The 22,658-nt window shown below is 63.4% G+C and carries 9 protein-coding genes; 7 read left to right on the top strand and 2 right to left on the bottom strand.

Features of this window, described 5'->3' with window-relative positions; all coding sequences use genetic code 11:
• Positions 1-17 precede the first annotated feature (17 nt).
• On the top strand, positions 18-3,125 hold the full coding sequence (locus tag RIdsm_RS03430; RefSeq protein ID WP_057818800.1) for an efflux RND transporter permease subunit: 3,108 nt from the start codon (positions 18-20) through the stop codon (positions 3,123-3,125).
• 188 nt (positions 3,126-3,313) lie between these two features.
• Positions 3,314-4,063: a Crp/Fnr family transcriptional regulator gene (locus RIdsm_RS03425; RefSeq protein ID WP_160325872.1), complete on the top strand. Its 750-nt coding sequence runs from the start codon at positions 3,314-3,316 to the stop codon at positions 4,061-4,063.
• 35 nt (positions 4,064-4,098) lie between these two features.
• Here RIdsm_RS03425 and RIdsm_RS03420 read toward each other — a convergent pair whose 3' ends face one another.
• Positions 4,099-4,539: a CBS domain-containing protein gene (locus RIdsm_RS03420; RefSeq protein ID WP_057818796.1), complete on the bottom strand. Its 441-nt coding sequence runs from the start codon at positions 4,537-4,539 to the stop codon at positions 4,099-4,101.
• Between the two features lie 248 nt (positions 4,540-4,787).
• Between RIdsm_RS03420 and RIdsm_RS03415 the strand changes: the two genes are divergently transcribed.
• From RIdsm_RS03415 to RIdsm_RS03400, 4 genes are all read left to right on the top strand, one after another.
• Entirely contained in the window at positions 4,788-4,988 is a 201-nt protein-coding gene (locus RIdsm_RS03415; protein ID WP_138179043.1) for a hypothetical protein, read from the top strand.
• Between the two features lie 22 nt (positions 4,989-5,010).
• Entirely contained in the window at positions 5,011-6,963 is a 1,953-nt protein-coding gene (locus tag RIdsm_RS03410; RefSeq protein ID WP_082647469.1) for a cation:proton antiporter, read from the top strand.
• Between the two features lie 557 nt (positions 6,964-7,520).
• Entirely contained in the window at positions 7,521-8,369 is an 849-nt protein-coding gene (locus RIdsm_RS03405) for a hypothetical protein (RefSeq protein ID WP_057818792.1), read from the top strand.
• 176 nt (positions 8,370-8,545) lie between these two features.
• Entirely contained in the window at positions 8,546-10,717 is a 2,172-nt protein-coding gene (locus tag RIdsm_RS03400) for a cyclic nucleotide-binding domain-containing protein (RefSeq protein ID WP_057818790.1), read from the top strand.
• A gap of 10 nt (positions 10,718-10,727) precedes the next feature.
• Here the strand turns inward: RIdsm_RS03400 and RIdsm_RS03395 are convergent, their stop codons facing one another.
• Positions 10,728-20,279: an Ig-like domain-containing protein gene (locus tag RIdsm_RS03395; protein ID WP_151175213.1), complete on the bottom strand. Its 9,552-nt coding sequence runs from the start codon at positions 20,277-20,279 to the stop codon at positions 10,728-10,730.
• 155 nt (positions 20,280-20,434) lie between these two features.
• On the opposite strand from RIdsm_RS03395, the gene RIdsm_RS03390 reads away from it, so the two are divergent.
• Entirely contained in the window at positions 20,435-22,657 is a 2,223-nt protein-coding gene (locus tag RIdsm_RS03390; protein WP_057820809.1) for a CHASE2 domain-containing protein, read from the top strand.
• The last annotated feature ends 1 nt before the right edge of the window (position 22,658 follow it).

The raw sequence follows: 22,658 nt of genomic DNA, 5'->3' as shown, positions 1-22,658 counted from the left end.
ATACGGGGGCGCTTGATATGGCACGCTTTTTCATCGACCGACCGGTCTTTGCCTGGGTTATCTCGATCCTGATCATGGGGATCGGGGTTCTTGCGATCCGGCTTCTTCCCATCGCGCAGTACCCTCAGATTGCTCCGCCGTCGGTGACAATCAGCGGCACCTATCCGGGCGCCTCGGCCGATACCGTGGCCAACACCGTGACGCAGGTGATCGAGCAGCAGATGACGGGTCTCGACGGCCTGCGATATTTCTCGTCCAGTTCCACAGCCGCGGGCCGGTCTGAAATTACGCTGACCTTCGAAACCGGCACAGACGTCGACATTGCCCAGGTGCAGGTGCAGAACAAACTCAGCCGGGCGACGCCGCTGCTTCCCGAAATCGTGCAACGCCAGGGCCTCACGGTCGAGAAATCCTCGGCGGGTTTCCTTATGGTGGTCGGCCTTATCTCGACAGACGGAAGCCTCGAGCAGGTCGACCTTGCCGACTATATGGTCACCAACCTGGTGGACGAACTGAGCCGCATTCAGGGCGTCGGTTCCGTCAATGTATTCGGCGGGCAATACGCCATGCGTATCTGGCTCGACCCCGCCAAGCTGGCGGCCTTCGAGTTGACGCCGTCGGATGTTGTCGCCGCGGTTTCGGCCCAGAACGCCCAGATTTCGGCCGGCGCCTTCGGCACGCGGCCGGCGGTCGAAGGGCAGCAGCTGAACGCCACGATCACCGCCCAATCCCTGCTCAGCACGCCCGAGGATTTTCGCCAGATCGTCCTGCGCGCGGAAACGGATGGCGGCCTGGTGTTGCTTGACGACGTTGCGCGTGTCGAAATTGGCGCCGAGAATTACGCGACAATCGCACGGTTCAACGGCAACCCGGCCTCGGGCATGGCAATCAGTCTTGCCCCCGGCGCGAACGCACTCGATACGGCCGAAGCCGTCAAGGCACGCATGGAGGAATTCGCGAATTTCTTCCCCGAGGGCGTGGATTACGTGATCCCCTACGACACGACCCCGTTCATCGAAATCTCGATCAAGGAAGTGGTGAAAACGCTATTCGAGGCGATCGGCCTCGTTTTCCTCGTGATGCTTCTCTTCCTGCAGAACCTGCGCGCCACTCTCATTCCGACGCTGGCCGTGCCGGTCGTGTTGCTTGGCACCTTCGGCGTGCTTGCCGTGGCCGGGTTCACGATCAACACCCTGACCATGTTGGCGATGGTTCTGGCTATCGGCCTTCTGGTCGATGACGCGATCGTGGTGGTCGAGAACGTCGAACGTATCATGGAAGAGGAAGGTCTTCCGCCCCGCGAAGCGACGCACAAGTCGATGGGACAGATCACCGGCGCGCTGATCGGCATCGCCATGGTGCTCTCGGCGGTATTCGTGCCAATGGCGTTCTTCCCCGGGTCGACCGGCGTGATCTACCAACAGTTCGCCATCACGATCGTTTCCGCAATGGCGCTGTCCGTGGTCGTGGCGATTACCCTGACACCGGCGCTCTGTGCGTCCATGCTCAAGGCAAAGGATCACGGCGAGAAGCGCGGGGTTTTCGGCTTGTTCAACCGCGGGTTCTCGAAGCTGACCAACGGCTATACCGGCACAGTGAAATGGTCGGTGAAGCGCCCGTTCCGCGTCGGGCTCATCTACCTCGCCTTGGCGGCTACCATGGTGCTGCTGTTCATGCGTACGCCGACGGGGTTTCTGCCGAACGAAGACCAGGGTATTCTCTTCACGCTCATTCAGGCCCCAACTGGCGCTTCTGCCGAACGTACGCTCGACGTTCTGGAGCAGGTCGAGGATTATTACCTCACGCAGGAGAACGGTGTCGTCAAATCCATGTTCGGCGTCGTTGGGTTCAGCTTCGGCGGGAGCGGGCAGAACATGGGCATCGCCTTCGTCCAGCTTGAAGACTGGGACGATCGGAAAGAGCCGCAGCAAGGCGTACAGGCGCTTGCCGGGCGTGCCTTCGGGGCCTTCAGCCAGATCCGCGACGCACAGGTCTTCCCGGTTGTTCCCCCTTCTGTCATCGAACTGGGCAACGTCTCTGGTTTCGACTTTTACCTGCAGGCCCGCGAGGGTCAGAGCCACGCCGATCTCGTCGCCGCGCGCAATCAGCTTCTGGGTGCGGCGGCACAAAGCCCGCTGATCGCCTCGGCCCGCCCCAGCGGGCTGGAGGATGCATCTCAGTTCAACCTGGATATCGACTGGCGCAAGGCCGGCGCCATGGGACTGACACCAACCGATGTCGGCCAGCTTTTGCAAGTCGCGTGGGCCGGCACCTACGTCAACGATTTCGTAGATCAGGGCCGGATCAAACGCGTCTATGTTCAAGGCGATGCGGATGCCCGGTCGACCCCCTCCGATATCGATAAGTGGAGAGTGCGCAATGCCAGCGGCGGGCTGGTGCCCTTCTCGAACTTCTCGGAAGGCAGCTGGGCCTATGGCGCGCAGGGGCTTTACCGGTACAACGGCGTTCCATCGATCCAGATCCAGGGTTCGCCGGCCCCGGGTGTGACCACCGGCGAAGCCATGGCCGAGATGGAACGTATCATCGCCGACATCGGGCCGGGCTACGACGCCGCGTGGACCGGGCTGTCACTTGAGGAGCGTCAATCAGGCAGTCAGGCGCCATTGCTTTATGCACTTTCGCTGGCGGTCGTATTCCTGTCACTCGCCGCGCTCTACGAGAGCTGGTCAATCCCCTTCGCGGTCATGCTGGCCATGCCCATCGGCATTCTCGGATCTCTGGTCGGAGCATGGCTTGGCGGGTTCGAAAACGGGGTCTTCTTCCAAGTGGGCCTGCTTACCGTAATCGGCCTGACAGGCAAGAACGCCATCCTGATCGTGGAATTCGCCCGGGAACGCTACGAGGCCGGCGAACGGGTGATCGACGCCGTCGCCACGGCGGCCCGTCAGAGGTTCCGCCCGATCATCATGACGTCGATGGCCTTCTCACTGGGCGTTCTGCCTCTGGTCCTGAGTTCGGGCGCGGGCTCGGGCGGCCGGAACTCCATCGGCTCGGGCGTACTTGGCGGAACGATCTCCGCAACGGTACTCGGGGTCATCTTCGTGCCGCTGTTCTTCATGATCGTCACCCGGCTGTTCCGCGGGGGCAAGAACAAGGCGAGCTAACCGCTCCGACGAGGCGTGTGCTCCTGTCGATCAGATCGGTGCCGGAGTGCGATTGACGTGCACCATTACATTCAAACGTGTTAATGTATCTTCCGGGAAGTGAGGAACAGGCGGGATCAAGCATCCTCCTGTCCCTCTCCCCAATTCGTTTCGCGAATGCTGGACGAGGCAGAAAGGAGGTGCAGACGGTGTTTGCAGAGTATCATTCTTCCGAGAAATCGGCCGCACTCGGTCGTGTCCTGCCAACAGCCGGCCCGCGAGGGATTTCCCAGACACTTCAGGACACTTTCGCCCGGCATGCCGTCACTTTCAGAGACGGCAACACACTCATCCTCGAGGGCGATGAGTGTGAATCAATCTACTGTGTGCTCGACGGGTGGCTTGCTCTATCGAAGTCACTCGACGAAGGACAGAACCAGATCATCGATTTCGCCTTGCCCGGTGATATTATCGACCCTGCATCTGCTGATGGGGTGACATCGTCGGTCATGATCGAGGCTCTGACCGATGGTACGCTTGCGGCGCTGCCATATAGAAACTGGGAACGCCTTACGAAGGACTGGCCAGAATTGGCCCGGATGTCTCATCTGATCGAGGCAGCGAAACGCGCGCGACGAGCGGAAAGAATGTTGCGCTTGGGAAAGGGAACCGCCGAGATGCGTGTGGCCTATGCCCTGCTTGAATTCTGCATCAGGCTGGATTCTGTCTGCGAGCCCGATATCCCGTCATTTCACGTACCGCTGACCCAGCAGCAATTGGGGGACTATGTCGGGCTGTCTTCGGTCCATGTCTGTCGCACCATGCGCCGCCTGACGCGAAACGGTGTTCTGGAATCAAGCGATCACATGGATATTCGGATTCTCGATTCACAAGCTTTGGCCAGGTTGGCCGGGGTGGATCCTGACAGGCTCAAGCGAGAGATCATTCCTCAAATCTGACGGTCACGTTTGCATCATCTTTCGGGATTTCGACGTCACGGGTCGACGTTTGGCGGGGGGCTGCGCTCTTCGACTATTTCGCCAAGAGTCTCACCTGCCAGCGATTCCGAGTAGTCCTCGGCTATGGTGTCCAGCGACAGAACGCCGACAAGGTTTCCCGTCTCGTCGAGAACTGGCAGGCGGCGAACTTGATTGTCCCCCATACTGGCTGCCGCGTTTTCAACTGTCTGGCTTTCAAGGCAGATCAAGACATGCCGGCTCATGACATCAGCGACCAGGACATCGTTCACGCGGCCGTTCACGCTGACCGATCTGAGGACAATGTCTCTGTCGGTGACAACGCCCACAAGCGCGCCACTTTCGACCACAGCGACAAAACCTACGTCCCGCTCACGCATCAACTTGGCCGTAGCGACAAGGCTCGCCGACGCGCAAACAGTGACGGCTGGTTGTCTCATGAGATCTGCGACCTTCATTCTTTTCTCACCCAGTGAGCCGGAAACCGATGATTGTACCGGTTTTCCGGCAGTTCCCGGACGATGGCTGTCCTCTCCGCCGAGCCGAAGGCAGCGTTTGCCGCGACCCGACTTTTGGAACGTTGCCGCAAATCGCCGCCGGTCGCCTTAACAGGAAGCAATTCGCTCGCTTTCAGAACGCTTGTCAGACAAGTCACCATTGCGCGGGAAACCGGCGCTTTATCCGGCATCCTGAGGAGGCAACGAGCATGCTCACGCGCCTTATTGTCAGACAGTCAATTTCTGGTACGCTCCCGAGTGATTTCGGCTGGGCTGATCTGGCGCAGAATTTCGCGTCTTCGATCAAGGCAGGTTTATTGAGGTTGCGCGCCGACAGACCTACCGCGCTTCATTTGGATATTGCAGATCGTGGTGAACACGGCGGCATACTGGGCGCCAACCGGGCGTGAGTTGGATTATCGGGGGAACTCAATGAACTTGGCGCGGCTCTTACTGCTTGTTTTCAAGGAGTTGTCTCATAACCGCTTAGCCGTGTTTGCGGGCGGCGCGCGCGCGAACGGCGCCCAGCGGCACCCAGGCCGTGCCATCGGTGTTCTCTCAGGATTTCTCGCGATTTTCAGCGCTTCTCCTGCCCTTGCGGCCGGCGGCGCGGTGCCGACGCTCGTGGCCGATATCGGGGCAAGCCTGTTGGTAGCGGGTGGCCTTGCCGTTCTGTTCGCCCGCATCGGCATCCCTTCGATCGCGGCGTTCATTCTTGCCGGTGTCGGCTTGGGCCCGGTTGGGTTTCATATCATCACCGACCCGGGCAGCATCGAGGCGATTGCCCAGATCGGTTTCGTACTCCTGCTCTTCGTCATCGGGCTCGAGATCGACCTTCCTCGCATCCTCGCAAGTGGGCGAACCCTATTGTTGGCAGGTTTGCTGCAATTTCCCCTGACATTGCTGTTCGGGGTCCTGGCTACCAAACTTCTGATATTCGCGGGCATCGGCGGACTTTTGACCGCGGCCCCGCTAACACCGCTCTACGTGGGTGTGGCTGTTTCGGTCTCGTCGTCGCTTCTCGTCGTCAAACTGTTTCAGGAACACTTCCAGCTTGATACGCGGCCGGGGCAAATATCGCTCATCATACTTATTTTTCAGGACATCTGGGCCATCGTCGCAACGTTGATCCAACCCAGTCTCGACAACCCGGACATCGTTGCAATCCTGAGTTCATTCTTCGGCATAGGCATACTCATTATCATTGCCGGCGTCCTGTCTCGGCTGATCGCTCACAGGGCCTTTTCGTGGATCGCCAAGAAACCCGAGCTCATTCTCCTCGGGGCTATGTCGTGGTGTTTTGCCATCGTGGCTGTCGGGTCGAGTTTCGATCCCTTGCTGCATATGATGGGCATTGACCTGTCGCTGGCGGTCGGATCCGGCATGGCGGCACTGATCGCCGGAGCGACCATTGCAAGTTCGCCGTACAGCGTGGAAATCGTGACCAAGGTCGGGCTGGTGAAGGATTTCTTCGTGACCCTGTTTTTCGTCGGATTGGGCATGAGCATTCCGGCATTGACCTCGCTGGAGATCCCGTTGCTGGCGGTGCTGATTGCCGCGCTCGCGGTGCTGGCACGTCAGTTTGTCTTTTTTCCCGTGTTCTATTTCCTCGGCATCGACCAGCGCAGCGCGCAGGTCAGTTCGATACAGCTCGCGCAGATATCGGAATTCTCGCTTGTGATTGTCTTCCTCGGGCTGGAATTGAACCACATCAGCCAGGAATTCGCGGCCGTCATCATCCTTGCTTTCGTCATCACGGCGATCCTCACCACGCCCTTGTTCGAGAAAGCCTACGTCATCTATGACTCGATGAAATCCACGCTCTCACGCCTCGGCTTCAAGGAGCCGGGAACCGAAGAAGAAAAAGCCGGCCACGAGGTGGTTCTCGGTATTCTGGGCGTACATCGCGATGCCTCCTCATTCCTTGCCGAACTGGCACGGCACCAGCCCGACCTTTTGCCACATACCTCCATCGTCGACTTCAACGTTTCCCTGCACCCCGCGATCCGCGAGATGGGGCCGCATATCGTTTACGGGGATATCACCAACGAGGAAGCACTCCTCCATGCGGGGATAGACCGGGCCAAGGTCGTTCTTTGCACGATCCCCGATGACCTGCTTCGCGGGATCGACACTGCCGCGCTGGTCAGGCTCGTGCGGCATGTCAATCCGACTGCCACGATCATCGCGAATGCCATCACCCTTTCCAAGGTGGACAAGATCCGCAATGCCGGCGCCGATATCGTATACATGCCGCGACTGGAAGTCGGGACAACGCTGTTCGATGCCTTCAACCATGCCTATGACAAGGAAGTGGAGTTGTACCGGTCACGCCAGGTGGAGCGGTTCGGCGATCCGGAAAGCCGCAAGGAAGTGATGAACTGAGTGACTTGAAGGGCTTCGACCGACAGTCTTCCTGCATCACCTCTCCAGCGGCGGCAATGTGCGGCTTACCCGCGGCCCGCATGCTTTTGGAGACCATGCCTTGCAAGGCTGTCATCACCGAACAGGTGGTTGTGGTGCCGGCCTTCCGATGCTCCGACGGCAGATTGCCATCAGCCCGATGCTTGTTGTGAAGCATGCCACCGATACATGACGCCTCATGTTCTTGGCCGCAAACATGGCCGTCCAATCACGAACCATGGCTGTCTTTCTTGTCTTTTCCAAGCTTTGCGTGCTTTTCCGACTAACGCACCTCACTCATCAAATGATGAAACCGATTGGTAACACCGCCGGGTTAATCCCTGCATACATACGCCGGGCCACAGGATGTGTTGCGAGCGTTCGCGTCAGCGCAAACAGCCTGGCCGGTGTGCCAATACCAAAGGCAAGTAGCGAACGAATTTCCGGAAACCCACGGGGATTTAGCCAAAGACTTTCGAAAAAATTCCGGTAAGGTCAGTCTCGTGCCCGGTTGGCCGGGCCGGGTGAGGGGAAAGTGCATGTTCAATCCAACCACGGCCACCGCGACTGCGTTCGGCGAGCACTTGGCCGATACGTACCTCGATTATTTCGCTGGCCGGGCTGCTGATCATGCGGCCTATATCAAGGGGGCGGCCAGGCTGGTCCTTGAACGTCTGGCGAACTCCGACGCACTTTACCACAATGCCGAACACACGATGATGGTCACCCTTGTAGGGCAACAGATCCTGCGCGGGCGCCTTTTCTCCGAAGCGCTACTTCCCGAAGACTGGCTGCATTACATCCTGGCCCTTCTGGTACACGATATCGGCTACACGCGTGGCGCCTGCCCGGGCGACACTGCGACCGAACTGGTGATCGATGCCGAGGGCAATACCTTTACGCCACCGCGCGGTTCATCCGATGCCTGCCTGACACCGTGGCACGTGGACCGAGGGATGATCTACGCACGTCACCGCTTCGGCCCGACCGATACCGTTGACGAGGAACGCATTGCCCGCGCCGTCGATTACACGCGGTTTCCCGTGCCCGACGACCCGAAGTATCTCGATACCGAGGGCGAACCAGCCCTCGTGCGCGCCGCCGATCTTATCGGCCAGATGGCCGACCCGTTTTACCATCGAAAGATCAACGCGCTCTTCCATGAATTCACCGAGATCGGCGCTGCCGAGAAACTTGGATATGCAAGTCCGCTCGACCTTATAGAGCATTACCCTGATTTCTTCTGGTCGCAGGTGGAACCCCTGATCCAGCCTGCTCTGGGCCATCTCGGACAGACCATGGAGGGCAAGCAATGGGTGGCCCAGCTTTACAACCAGGTTTTCCAGGTCGAACGCAGGTCGTCGAACCTCGGACCCTTCGCCGGTTGAAACATCGCGAACAGTAGCCTGTTGGCACGTCCCGCCGGGAGCGTTCCGGCTCTGGATAGTGATGCTCGGCATAAAACACCAATGGCAGCCCTGCGCCTTGCACCCTTTGCGCAAAGTGGGCATTCCTTTCGTCAGGCACTTTTTGGCAAAGCCTTCGAAAGCAAGCATTTACTCATATGTCGCATTCCAAGACGGATAATACCGGCGCTTTGCCACGTTCGATCTTGGCCGGGGCGATCGCCGGTGTCGACAACATTTCTCGAACAGTGGCGTTGACCGCGTTCATTTTCGGCGGTGCGCTTTCCGCCGGAGTGCCCTTGGCACTTGTTCTATTCCTGGTCACGAACGTTCTGGCCACATGCGTTTACGTCGCTGGACGCGCCCTTCCCGCGCCGCTCTTCTCATCGGTTCAGAACGCTCCGGTGGCCGTGCTTTATCCGGCGACCCTGACCCTCAGCGCGACCGGTGAGCCAACAGCCATCTTTCTGCTGCTGGGTGCGACGGCCGTGGCGTCAGGTCTCGCCATGACGGCAATCGGCTTTTTCGATCTGGGGCGGTTTGTCCGGCTGGTTCCGTACCCGGTCGCGGCTGGCTTCCTCGCCGCGGTCGGCGCCCTGCTTGCCCGATCGGCGTTTGGACTTGTCTATCCCGGGAATCTCGCGGACTTGGCCGCCGACATAGCTGAACAATCACCCGAGGCTTTGCTTCCGATGCTAAGCATCGGATTTGCCATCGTTCTCGGACTTTCGGTCTGGCTGTTCAGGAACACCGGCGTGATCCTGGCACTGATCATCGGCCTGGCAGGCACCTACGGAGTCTTCAGCCTTCATGGAATTGACCTCGCCGCCGCGCGAGACATGGGCCTGTTGCAGCCCCGCGTTTCCGGCATCGTCCTGCCATCCGCTGAAGACCTGTCCACAGTGGTGGCGCAACTCGATCAGAACATGCTGCAAGATATCCTGCCCATCGTCGGTGCGGCAACGGTCATCAGCCTGTTCGGCATCATGCTCAACAGTGCGGGGGCCGAGCTTATCCTCGATCGCGACATCGACAGCCGGCATGGTCTGGTGCGCGCCGGCGCAGTGAACATCCTGACCGGGGCAGCGGGCAGCACCATCAGCTATCTCAGCGCGTCCACGACGGCCATGTCGCAACAACTCGGATCACTGGGGCGTGCGCCGATCTGGTCGATGTGTGCGCTGACCGTCGTTGCCATTCCCTTCGCAAGCGACATTTACAACTTCGTACCGACCTTCGTTTCCGCCGGACTTCTTCTGTTCATCGGCGCCTCGATCGTAAAGGTCTGGGTTCTCGACCAGTTCGGGCGCCTGGGGCGGGCGGACTGGCTTCTGAGCCTGACCATCGTGGTTGTATCTATCCTGTTCGGAATGGTGACAGCGATCGGCGTCGGGGTCGTGGCCGCTTCGGTCATCTTCGCCGTACTTTATGCACGCCTTCCCGTCATCCGCTCGACCTCGGACTTGCGCACGCGCCGCAGCCGCGTTGACCGGGGGCCCGCACAGACCGCCTTTCTTGACGCGCACGGTGATGAAGTGGCGATTGTCAGCCTGCAAGGCTTTCTGTTCTTCGGCACGGCTATGTACTTGACCGCGCACATCCGCGGCCTGCTGGAAAAGTCGGGGAAGATCCACACTGTGATACTCGATTTTCGGCGCGTCAGCCGGGTTGATGCGTCGGCGATCGCCACCATTCGAAGGATCGAACTTCTGGCCGGAAGCTATGGCACGCGCGTTGTCCTTTCGGAAATGAACCACGAAACGAACCGTGACATTAGGCGCAGCTACCTTTCCCTTGGCCCAAACCACATTCTGCAGACAGCACGAACGACCGACGAAGCACTGGAAGCCGTCGAGGTCGAAATGCTCTCTCGTCTCGAAGATAAGGAACGTCACGAAAGCGCGACCTCCGCACTCGACCGCATTACCGGCGATCCGGCCGTTACGAAGCGCATCCTCATGAAAATGTCTCGTGAACAGGTCGCAAAAGGCACCCGGCTTATCACGCAGGGCCACCAGTCCGGCGATATCTATCTGATCGACGAGGGCCGGCTGTCGGTTCTGCTCAACCTTCCCGATGGCGGCACGTTACGGCTACGGACCATGGCCGAGGGCTCGCTCGTCGGTGAAGTCGCCAGTTACGCAGGACTGAAACGCACCGCCGATGTCGTCGCCGAAACCGATGCGGTGGTCTACCACGCCAGCACCGAACGCATCGCGGCCATCACCGGGGAGGACCCCGTTCTGGCAGCCGCACTTCATCGCATGGTAGCCGCCACCCTCGCCGACAAGCTCGACCGGACGAACAAGCTGCTTGGCGATGCCGAATAACGGAACGCGATCACACGGGCGTCATGGCACCTGATACCGCAACATCGTCGTCGACAGCCAGCACCCCGACCATCTCGACGCCGCTGTAGAACTCGTAGACCACCAGCGTTTCACCGGAACTGTCGGTGATCGTCCCGGCCTGTTCGACAATCACGCCCTCGTCATTCGTCAACTCGAGCGTATCACCCGGATCGCCATAGACCGTGGCGCTGTCGAAGCCCGGGCCGAGATCGAGAAGTGCCGCGAGTTCACTGTCTGCCGTACTCGACAAGCCCTGCAGGTCATCAAGCGACAAAGCCAGGCTGTTCGCAACGCCGTTTTCCATGTCAATCACTTCGATATCCGAGATGGTAAGCGCTGGAAGCACATCGACGGTCAGGTCACCGCCCATTGCAAGCTTTAGCGTGTCACGCCCCTCGCCACCGTCGACCTCTCCAGGGGAGCCATCGCCCACGGGGCCCTCGATGACAAGGATATCGTTCCCCGCCTGCCCGTACAGTTCGTCAGTTCCGCCGCCGCCAAGCAACAGGTCATTACCCTCGCCGCCAGAGATTACGTCGTCACCAGGTCCGCCCGCCAGAAGGTCGGAGCCGTCGGTCCCGGTTTCGGTCACGGCTTCATCGGGCCGAACAAGACGATCGGTGCTGACGATCGTGATCCGGTCCCCGGTTGTTTCAAGATCGCCGTCCAGGTCGAAGACTGCCGTCGCCTGGAAGTAGTTCTCGTCTCCGATCATGCTTTCGAGACCGTCGATCTCGGCGAAGGGCAGCAGGAAGTCGAGGTCGACTTCGGTAAATGCCTCGCTGTCCTGATTGGCAATCTCTCCGTGATCGGTGCCGTCACTGATGAGCGTCACCGAGAAGGAGACAAGCTCTGCATTGAACAGCGGCGTGGCAGCAAGTGCACTTGCCAATTGGCTGGCTGAAGAAAGGACGACCGAGGATCCATCGCTGTCGAAGGCGTACTGTTCGCCGTTCACGGTATAATCCGCTTCGAGGTAGGAGGCATCGAACCCACCTCCGATCCCGAAAGTCTGGATGTCGACATCATGCGACATTCGCAGCGCCGCAAGCGCAGCGCCAATCTGCGAGGTGGAATTCGTCGGGGCACCATCGGTGACGAAGTACAGGAAATTCGCCTCGTCTCCGTCTGGGTCGGCTTCGTCGAAGAACGCCTCGGCCTGGTTGAGCGCCGCGACGAAGTTCGTGGTGCCACCGGTACCGTTCTCCTCGATTTCGACGAGCGCCGCCTCGATCTCGTCCGCATCCTCGATGAGATCGTAAGTCAGCGTGCGCGTCGCTCCGCTCGAGAAAACGACGATCGCAATGTCGACCTGTGTGGCAGACCCCTCGAACTGTTCCTGCAACTCGGCAATTGCCGAGCGCACCGCATCGACCTGCAGCCCGAATTCGTCTTCGAAACTGCCTGAGGCATCGATGACGAACACGATGTTAACCGGAGTGGCGTCCACTGCAGAGCGCTCGACCCTGACACTTCCTGCCGGGCCATCCTCGCTTCCGTCGATGTTGATACCGACGCCAAGCCCACGGTCGTCGGCCTCTTCACCACCACTGTCCTCGATCCCGACTGTTACGGTAACCGTGACAACTTCCTCACCATCGCTGACGTCGACGTCAAAACTGTCGAACCCGGAGGCACCCTCGTACGGGTAGTAAACGAAGCTGCCATCCGGCTCGAGGACGACATATCCCTGTGTCGGACCGGAATCCGTTGGTGAATAGGTGAGCGGATCGCCATCCGCGTCAGTCGCGATTATCACGCCTGCGATTCCGTCACCTTCCTCACCTTCGACGAAAACGTTGTCCGCCACCGGCGCGTCGTTCACCGGGGCGACCGTGATCGCCACCGTCGCCGTGTCCGTCCCGCCATTCCCGTCCGAGACTTCGTAGGTGAAGCTGTCCTCGCCGGCGAAGTCCGCCTCCGGCGTGTAGGTGAACGTCCCGTCAGGCCCCATCTCCACCGTGCCGTGCGCCGGGCCGTCGACCACCGCGTGGCTCAGCGGGTCATCCTCGATATCCGACGTGGTGACGGCGCCCTCGAGCGGCGTGTCCTCGTCGGTGCCGGTCTCCAGGCCCTCCGCAACCGGTGCGTCATTCACCGGGGCGACCGTGATCGCCACCGTCGCCGTGTCCGTCCCGCCATTCCCGTCCGAGACTTCGTAGGTGAAGCTGTCCGCGCCGGAGAAATCCGCCTCCGGCGTGTAGGTGAACGTCCCGTCAGGCCCCATCTCCACCGTGCCGTGCGCCGGGCCCTCCACCACCGCGTGGCTCAGCGGGTCGCCCTCGATGTCCGAGCTCGTGACCGCCCCCTCCAGAGGCGTGTCCTCGTCGGTCGACGTCTCCAGGCCGTCCGCCACCGGGGCGTCGTTCACCGGCGCGACCGTGATCGCCACCGTCGCCGTATCCGTGCCGCCCTGGCCGTCCGAGACTTCGTAGGTGAAGCTGTCCGCGCCTGCGAACTCCGCCTCCGGCGTGTAGGTGAACGTCCCGTCCGGCGCCATCTCCACCGTGCCGTGCGCCGGGCCGTCCACCAACGCGTGGGTCAGCGGGTCACCCTCGACATCCGAGCTCGTGACGGCGCCCTCCAGAGGCGTGTCCTCGTCGGTCGAGGTCTCAAGCCCGTCCGCCACCGGCGCGTCGTTCACCGGGGCGACCGTGATCGCCACCGTCGCCGTATCCGTCCCACCATTGCCGTCCGAGACTTCGTAGGTGAAGCTGTCCTCGCCTGCGAAGTCCGCCTCCGGCGTGTAGGTGAACGTCCCGTCCGGCGCCATCTCCACCGTGCCGTGCGCCGGGCCGTCCACCACCGCGTGGGTCAGCGGGTCACCCTCGACATCCGAGCTCGTGACGGCGCCCTCCAGAGGCGTGTCCTCGTCGGTCGAGGTCTCAAGCCCGTCCGCCACCGGCGCGTCGTTCACCGGGGCGACCGTGATCGCCACCGTCGCCGTATCCGTCCCACCATTGCCGTCCGAGACTTCGTAGGTGAAGCTGTCCTCGCCCGCGAAGTCCGCCTCCGGCGTGTAGGTGAACGTCCCGTCCGGCGCCATCTCCACCGTGCCGTGCGCCGGGCCGTCCACCACCGCGTGGGTCAGCGGGTCACCCTCGACATCCGAGCTCGTGACGGCGCCCTCGAGCGGCGTGTCCTCGTCGGTCGAGGTCTCCAGGCCCTCCGCCACCGGCGCGTCGTTCACCGGCGCGACCGTGATCGCCACCGTCGCCGTATCCGTGCCGCCATTCCCATCCGAGACTTCGTAGGTGAAGCTATCCGCGCCGGCGAAGTCCGCCTCCGGCGTGTAGGTGAACGTCCCGTCCGGCGCCATCTCCACCGTGCCGTGCGCCGGGCCGTCCACCACCGCGTGGGTCAGCGGGTCACCCTCGATGTCCGAGCTCGTGACGGCGCCCTCGAGCGGCGTGTCCTCGTCGGTCGAGGTCTCCAGGCCCTCCGCAACCGGTGCGTCGTTCACCGGCGCGACCGTGATCGCCACCGTCGCCGTGTCCGTGCCGCCCTGGCCGTCAGAGACTTCGTAGGTGAAGCTGTCCGCGCCGGAGAAATCCGCCTCCGGCGTGTAGGTGAACGTCCCGTCCGGCGCCATCTCCACCGTGCCGTGCGCCGGGCCCTCCACCACCGCGTGGCTCAGCGGGTCACCCTCGATGTCCGACGTGGTCACCGCGCCCTCGAGCGGCGTGTCCTCGTCGGTGCCGGTCTCCAGGCCCTCCGCTACCGGTGCGTCATTCACCGGGGCGACCGTGATCGCCACCGTCGCCGTGTCCGTCCCTCCATTGCCGTCCGAGACCGCGTAGGTGAAGCTGTCCTCGCCGGCGAAGTCCGCCTCCGGCGTGTAGGTGAACGTCCCGTCAGGCGCCATCTCCACCGTGCCGTGCGCCGGGCCGTCCACCACCGCGTGGCTCAGCGGGTCGTCCTCGAGGTCCGACGTGGTCACCGCGCCCTCGAGCGGCGTGTCCTCGTCGGTGCCGGTCTCCAGGCCGTCCGCCACAGGGGCGTCGTTCACCGGCGCGACCGTGATCGCCACCGTCGCCGTGTCCGTGCCGCCATTCCCGTCCGAGACTTCGTAGGTGAAGCTGTCCGCGCCCGCGAAGTCCGCCTCCGGCGTGTAGGTGAACGTCCCGTCCGGCGTCATCTCCACCGTGCCGTGCGCCGGGCCGTCCACCACCGCGTGGCTCAGCGGGTCGTCCTCGAGGTCCGACGTGGTTACCGCGCCCTCGAGCGGCGTGTCCTCGTCGGTGCCGGTCTCCAGGCCGTCCGCCACAGGGGCGTCGTTCACCGGCGCGACCGTGATCGCCACCGTCGCCGTGTCCGTGCCGCCCTGGCCGTCAGAGACTTCGTAGGTGAAGCTGTCCTCGCCCGCGAAGTCCGCCTCCGGCGTGTAGGTGAACGTCCCGTCCGGCGCCATCTCCACCGTCCCGTGCGCCGGGCCGTCCACCACCGCGTGGCTCAGCGGGTCGCCCTCGATGTCCGAGCTCGTGACCGCCCCCTCGAGCGGCGTGTCCTCGTCGGTGCCGGTCTCCAGGCCGTCCGCCACAGGGGCGTCGTTCACCGGGGCGACCGTGATCGCCACCGTCGCCGTATCCGTCCCGCCATTCCCGTCCGAGACTTCGTAGGTGAAGCTGTCCTCGCCGGCGAAGTCCGCCTCCGGCGTGTAGGTGAACGCCCCGTCCGGCGCCATCTCCACCGTCCCGTGCGCCGGGCCGTCCACCACCGTGTGGCTCAGCGGGTCGCCCTCGATATCCGTGCTCGTGACGGCGCCCTCGAGCGGCGTGTCCTCGTCGGTCGAGGCCTCAAGCCCGTCCGCCACAGGGGCGTCATTCACCGGGGCGACCGTGAGCGCCACCGTCGCCGTGTCCGTCCCGCCCTGGCCGTCCGAGACTTCGTAGGTGAAGCTGTCCGCGCCGGAGAAATCCGCCTCCGGCGTGTAGGTGAACGTCCCGTCAGGCCCCATCTCCACCGTGCCGTGCGCCGGGCCGTCCACCACCGCGTGGCTCAGCGGGTCACCCTCGATGTCCGACGTGGTCACCCCGCCCTCGAGCGGCGTGTCCTCGTCGGTCGAGGTCTCCAGGCCCTCCGCCACCGGGGCGTCGTTCACCGGGCTGACCGTGATCGCCACCGTCGCCGTGTCCGTCCCGCCATTCCCGTCCGAGACTTCGTAGGTGAAGCTGTCCGCGCCTGCGAAGTCCGCCTCCGGCGTGTAGGTGAACGTCCCGTCCGGCGCCATCTCCACCGTGCCATGCGCCGGGCCGTCCACCAACGCGTGGGTCAGCGGGTCACCCTCGACATCCGAGCTCGTGACGGCGCCCTCCAGAGGCGTGTCCTCGTCGGTCGAGGTCTCAAGCCCGTCCGCCACCGGCGCGTCGTTCACCGGGGCGACCGTGATCGCCACCGTCGCCGTATCCGTCCCACCATTGCCGTCCGAGACTTCGTAGGTGAAGCTGTCCTCGCCCGCGAAGTCCGCCTCCGGCGTGTAGGTGAACGTCCCGTCCGGCGCCATCTCCACCGTGCCGTGCGCCGGGCCGTCCACCACCGCGTGGGTCAGCGGGTCACCCTCGACATCCGAGCTCGTGACGGCGCCCTCGAGCGGCGTGTCCTCGTCGGTCGAGGTCTCCAGGCCCTCCGCCACCGGCGCGTCGTTCACCGGCGCGACCGTGATCGCCACCGTCGCCGTATCCGTGCCGCCATTCCCATCCGAGACTTCGTAGGTGAAGCTATCCGCGCCGGCGAAGTCCGCCTCCGGCGTGTAGGTGAACGTCCCGTCCGGCGCCATCTCCACCGTGCCGTGCGCCGGGCCGTCCACCACCGCGTGGGTCAGCGGGTCACCCTCGATGTCCGAGCTCGTGACGGCGCCCTCGAGCGGCGTGTCCTCGTCGGTCGAGGTCTCCAGGCCCTCCGCAACCGGTGCGTCGTTCACCGGCGCGACCGTGATCGCCACCGTCGCCGTGTCCGTGCCGCCCTGGCCGTCAGAGACTTCGTAGGTGAAGCTGTCCGCGCCGGAGAAATCCGCCTCCGGCGTGTAGGTGAACGTCCCGTCCGGCGCCATCTCCACCGTGCCGTGCGCCGGGCCCTCCACCACCGCGTGGCTCAGCGGGTCACCCTCGATGTCCGACGTGGTCACCGCGCCCTCGAGCGGCGTGTCCTCGTCGGTGCCGGTCTCCAGGCCCTCCGCTACCGGTGCGTCATTCACCGGGGCGACCGTGATCGCCACCGTCGCCGTGTCCGTGCCGCCATTCCCGTCCGAGACTTCGTAGGTGAAGCTGTCCGCGCCCGCGAAGTCCGCCTCCGGCGTGTAGGTGAACGTCCCGTCCGGCGTCATCTCCACCGTGCCGTGCGCCGGGCCGTCCACCACCGCGTGGCTCAGCGGGTCGTCCTCGAGGTCCGACGTGGTTACCGCGCCCTCGAGCGGCGTGTCCTCGTCGGTGCCGGTCTCCAGGCCGTCCGCCACAGGGGCGTCGTTCACCGGCGCGACCGTGATCGCCACCGTCGCCGTGTCCGTGCCGCCCTGGCCGTCAGAGACTTCGTAGGTGAAGCTGTCCTCGCCCGCGAAGTCCGCCTCCGGCGTGTAGGTGAACGTCCCGTCCGGCGCCATCTCCACCGTCCCGTGCGCCGGGCCGTCCACCACCGCGTGGCTCAGCGGGTCGCCCTCGATGTCCGAGCTCGTGACCGCCCCCTCGAGCGGCGTGTCCTCGTCGGTGCCGGTCTCCAGGCCGTCCGCCACAGGGGCGTCGTTCACCGGGGCGACCGTGATCGCCACCGTCGCCGTATCCGTCCCGCCATTCCCGTCCGAGACTTCGTAGGTGAAGCTGTCCTCGCCGGCGAAGTCCGCCTCCGGCGTGTAGGTGAACGCCCCGTCCGGCGCCATCTCCACCGTCCCGTGCGCCGGGCCGTCCACCACCGTGTGGCTCAGCGGGTCGCCCTCGATATCCGTGCTCGTGACGGCGCCCTCGAGCGGCGTGTCCTCGTCGGTCGAGGCCTCAAGCCCGTCCGCCACAGGGGCGTCATTCACCGGGGCGACCGTGAGCGCCACCGTCGCCGTGTCCGTCCCGCCCTGGCCGTCCGAGACTTCGTAGGTGAAGCTGTCCGCGCCGGAGAAATCCGCCTCCGGCGTGTAGGTGAACGTCCCGTCAGGCCCCATCTCCACCGTGCCGTGCGCCGGGCCGTCCACCACCGCGTGGCTCAGCGGGTCACCCTCGATGTCCGACGTGGTCACCCCGCCCTCGAGCGGCGTGTCCTCGTCGGTCGAGGTCTCCAGGCCCTCCGCCACCGGGGCGTCGTTCACCGGGCTGACCGTGATCGCCACCGTCGCCGTGTCCGTCCCGCCATTCCCGTCCGAGACTTCGTAGGTGAAGCTGTCCGCGCCTGCGAAGTCCGCCTCCGGCGTGTAGGTGAACGTCCCGTCCGGCGCCATCTCCACCGTGCCATGCGCCGGGCCGTCCACCAACGCGTGGGTCAGCGGGTCACCCTCGACATCCGAGCTCGTGACGGCGCCCTCCAGAGGCGTGTCCTCGTCGGTCGAGGTCTCAAGCCCGTCCGCCACCGGCGCGTCGTTCACCGGGGCGACCGTGATCGCCACCGTCGCCGTATCCGTCCCACCATTGCCGTCCGAGACTTCGTAGGTGAAGCTGTCCTCGCCCGCGAAGTCCGCCTCCGGCGTGTAGGTGAACGTCCCGTCCGGCGCCATCTCCACCGTGCCGTGCGCCGGGCCGTCCACCACCGCGTGGGTCAGCGGGTCACCCTCGACATCCGAGCTCGTGACGGCGCCCTCGAGCGGCGTGTCCTCGTCGGTCGAGGTCTCCAGGCCCTCCGCCACCGGCGCGTCGTTCACCGGCGCGACCGTGATCGCCACCGTCGCCGTATCCGTGCCGCCATTCCCATCCGAGACTTCGTAGGTGAAGCTATCCGCGCCGGCGAAGTCCGCCTCCGGCGTGTAGGTGAACGTCCCGTCCGGCGCCATCTCCACCGTGCCGTGCGCCGGGCCGTCCACCACCGCGTGGGTCAGCGGGTCACCCTCGATGTCCGAGCTCGTGACGGCGCCCTCGAGCGGCGTGTCCTCGTCGGTCGAGGTCTCCAGGCCCTCCGCCACCGGGGCGTCATTCACCGGGGCGACCGTGATCGCCACCGTCGCCGTGTCCGTCCCGCCATTCCCGTCCGAGACTTCGTAGGTGAAGCTGTCTTCGCCGGTATATCCTTCGTCCGGCTCATAGACGTACTCCCCGGTTTCAAGAAGAACGACCCTACCGTGCTCGGGCGGCGTCTCGATGGAGAAGGTGAGTCTGTCGCCATCGCTGTCGGTGGCTTCGAGAATGCCCGAGACCGTGCCATTCTCTGGAACTTCCGCAACGCTGTCCGCGGTTACGGGAGCCGCGTTGCCGTCAAGTTCCGTGGGATCGGTCGGAGGGGTTGGTGTCGGCGTTTCTCCAGCTGCCGTTCCACCCCCGCCGGTGGAGCCGCCCTCTTCCGGGCCGCCCGGCCCTCCGCCCACGCCGCCGTCATCGAGCCCCTCGTCTGTCCCCGGGTCAAATTCCGGGTCGCTGGTCGAACCGGAATTGCCGCTCGAGCTGTTCAGTTCAACGAAATTCTCACCACCTGCAACCCGGTCATAGGCGTTGACGAAAGCGTTCGTGGCATCCGCAATGATCTCGGCATCGCTCGCGTCATCCTCTGCGGTGCGCTCAACCTCATAAGCCTCGCCTTCAAGCGGGATGACCCACTTGCTGTCGACGCTGGTGATGACCGTAATGAGATTTCCGTCAAGATCGTAAAGCTCGATCACACCGGCGCCGCTGCCGTCGAAATCTTCCGTCAGCGAGGCCGAGACGGTGACGACCCCCGCAATGGTGGCGATATCCACCAGCACGGTCGTGCCACGGATACCCATCGTGGCGGAGGGGGTGTTAACCTCCATGTCACCGGTCTTCGCAACCTGACCGGCCACGAAGACGAAGCTGCCCTCGACAAGACTGAAAGCCGCGCTGTTGGCGTCGCCTTCGGGAGTGTAGACGAGTTCGTCGAGTACCATGCGTGACGCCGAGGCCAGCGTGAACATCGTACCATCGACGAAGGTCACAGACAGCTTGCCGCCCTCGTCGGTGCGAACGACATCATTCTGAAAGACCTTCATGCCGACGGTCAGGGTCTCGACCGTGCCATCGACACGCTGAACCGTGGCCGTTCCGCTGACAGTTTCCACCTGTCCGATCGGATCGGTCCGGGCGCTTTCGCCGACCTGTGCGTATTGGCCCGGCGCTTCGGGACCAGCCAAACGGGAAACCACGGGGCCAGTCAGCCGGGCGCCTTCCGGCGTTGCAAGATCCGGCGGTGACGACGTTGCGAAGTAGTCGACGATGCGGATATCCGGCCCGGTTTCGTTTTCGAGAACGAGATCCTGACCCTCGCGGACGAATTCTGCCCGGAAGAGCCATGTCGGGTCGGGGATAACTATCTGGGCATCGGTATCCGCACGAATAATCAGGCCATCTTCGCCTTGATTCCCCTGAGAAAGTTCCAGTCCGTCTAGATAGAAATCGCGTTTCAAATGAGACCCCGGGTTGGCCGGGACATTACCCGACGTTAACAAATTACCCTGCAAAACGATTCGGGCAAAATTTTAAGCTAAATTCAATGTTTACCCTAGCGTCCGTATTGACCGCCGGACAAGTCCGCGCTTTCCTTCTCGCGGGGAGCGTGACGATGCTGACGCGGTTTTTCAGGCGGATCGGGGCAGGACGGTTGCTGGGCATTGCGCTGCTCGGCTGCCTGCTGGTGCTGCGCGTTGCCGATCCCGGGCCGGTTCAGCAGCTTAGGCACGCGGCCTTCGATCTCTATCAGCAGTTGCACCCCCGCGTGCAACAGCAGGTCCCCGTGACGATCATCGACATCGACGACCCGAGTCTCGAAGCCTTCGGTCAGTGGCCCTGGCCGCGATCGCGGGTTGCGGAACTGGTCATCCGCGCCTTCGAAGCAGGCGCTGTGGCGCTTGCTTTCGACATCATCTTCGCCGAGCCGGACCGGCTGTCGCCGCCCGCCATCGCACGCGACAATCCTGACTTGCCGGAGGATGCGAGAGAACGGCTTTCAGCACTCCCGGATACCGATGCAGCACTGGCGGACGCAATCTCGCGCACCCGGGTTGTCGTGGGGCAGACCAGCGTGCGGTCGACCCGGGCCGGCCTAGCCAAGACGCGGCAAATAAGACAAGTGCCCCACGCCATCCTCGGGGAGGATGCGCGCGCCTTCCTGCCGCGGTTCCCGGATCTGATACAGAACCTGCCGGAGTTGGAAGACGCCGCCGCCGGTCGGGGAGTTTTCAGCGTCCGCCCGGATGCCGACGGCATATACCGCAGGGTGCCGATGGCCATGCTGGTGCAGGATGAACTTCGGCTCGGGCTTGCGCCGGAGCTATTGCGCGTGGCGACGGGCGGGAATGCCTTCGCACTGAGGGGCAACGCGGCAGGGGTGGATGGCGTCGTTCTGGGCGGCAAGCTGGTTCGCACTGCGCCGGACGGGTCTGTCTGGCCCTATCTCACTCCGTCTTCGCCCGCGCGGTTCGTCTCGGCCGGCGCGTTGCTTTCCGGAGACGTGCCCACCGGTCGCCTCGCCGGTCAGCTTGTCTTGACCGGCACTTCCGCGATCGGGCTTGAAGATTACCGGCCAACTGCGCTCGGAACGTCGATGGCAGGGGTGGAAATCCATGCCCAGCTTCTCGAAAACATCCTGACCGACACGTTGCTCAAGCGACCCAACTACGCGATCGCGGTGGAACTCTTCACCGTCGCGGTTCTTTCCTTGCTTGTCATAATTCTCGTTCCGGTTATCGGCGCCCGGCTGATCATTGCTTTTGCGGCACTTCTGCTCGCGGGTTATGTCGGTGGGGTCTACTATCTCTTTGTCGATCAGCGGATCCTCCTCGATCCGACGTGGCCCGCGCTCGGCACGCTGATGACGCTCATGCTGATGTCGAGTGCGAATTACCTGCGCGAAGAGCGTCAGCGGCAGCAGATCCGCGGCGCATTCGGGCAATACGTCTCGCCGGACCTCGTCGAGCAGCTTTCGGAAAACCCCGCCGCACTGACACTCGGGGGAGAGCGCCGGGACCTCACAATTCTGTTCAGCGACGTGCGGGGCTTCACCACTCTGTCAGAGGGCTTCAAGGACGACCCGGCAGGCTTGACCGCCTTGATGAACAGCTTTCTTACCGTGCTGTCCCGGGCGATCTTGAAGGAAGGCGGCACGATCGACAAATTCATGGGCGACGCGGTGATGGCCTTCTGGAACGCCCCGCTAGATACGCCCGATCACCCCTCGGCAGCCTGCCGGGCCGCACTGGCAATGCTGGCCGACGTCGCCGACCTTAACGCGCGCAGGGCCAAGGACGCGGCGGAAAAGGGAGAAACTTCGCTTCCGATCAACGTCGGCATCGGCCTCAACACAGGTAACTGCGTGGTTGGAAACATGGGCAGCGAAATGCGATTCGACTACTCGGCGCTCGGGGACGCCGTCAACCTGGCCTCACGGCTCGAGGGACAGTCGAAGACCTATGGGATGGGGATCATTCTTGGCGAGACAACGGCCAACGCGGTAGGCGACAGTTTCGCCAAGCTTGAGTTGGACCTGCTGCGCGTGAAGGGCAAGACGCAGCCGGAACGTGTCTTCGGCCTCCTTGGTGACGCGGCTATGCGTAACAGCGTCGAATTCGCCAGGCTGGAACACGCCAACGGGGCCATGCGCCAAGCCTATACCGAACAGAGATGGGCCGATGCGACAGCTGCTTTGAACGACGTCGTGAATGCAGGCGAGGCGCTTGGACTCGATCTGACCGGCTACGCGGAACGCTACCGCGCGCGCATCGCCGACCTTACCGCCAGCCCACCCCGCCTGGATTGGGACGGCGTGCATGTGGCAACAGAGAAGTAGC

Origin of the sequence: Roseovarius indicus, assembly GCF_008728195.1 — a bacterium.
Lineage (GTDB): Bacteria > Pseudomonadota > Alphaproteobacteria > Rhodobacterales > Rhodobacteraceae > Roseovarius > Roseovarius indicus.
The sequence above is the reverse complement of the archived record's forward strand: the minus strand, read 5'-3'. Positions and strand labels throughout refer to the sequence as shown.

What these genes read in the sequence shown, in the direction of transcription:
- RIdsm_RS03430 (WP_057818800.1), top strand. Translation starts at nt 18, where the DNA reads ATGGCACGCTTTTTCATCGACCGACCGGTCTTTGCCTGGGTTATCTCG.
- RIdsm_RS03420 (WP_057818796.1), bottom strand. Translation starts at nt 4,539, where the DNA reads ATGAAGGTCGCAGATCTCATGAGACAACCAGCCGTCACTGTTTGCGCG.
- RIdsm_RS03415 (WP_138179043.1), top strand. Translation starts at nt 4,788, where the DNA reads ATGCTCACGCGCCTTATTGTCAGACAGTCAATTTCTGGTACGCTCCCG.
- RIdsm_RS03410 (WP_082647469.1), top strand. Translation starts at nt 5,011, where the DNA reads ATGAACTTGGCGCGGCTCTTACTGCTTGTTTTCAAGGAGTTGTCTCAT.
- RIdsm_RS03405 (WP_057818792.1), top strand. Translation starts at nt 7,521, where the DNA reads ATGTTCAATCCAACCACGGCCACCGCGACTGCGTTCGGCGAGCACTTG.
- RIdsm_RS03400 (WP_057818790.1), top strand. Translation starts at nt 8,546, where the DNA reads ATGTCGCATTCCAAGACGGATAATACCGGCGCTTTGCCACGTTCGATC.
- RIdsm_RS03390 (WP_057820809.1), top strand. Translation starts at nt 20,435, where the DNA reads ATGCTGACGCGGTTTTTCAGGCGGATCGGGGCAGGACGGTTGCTGGGC.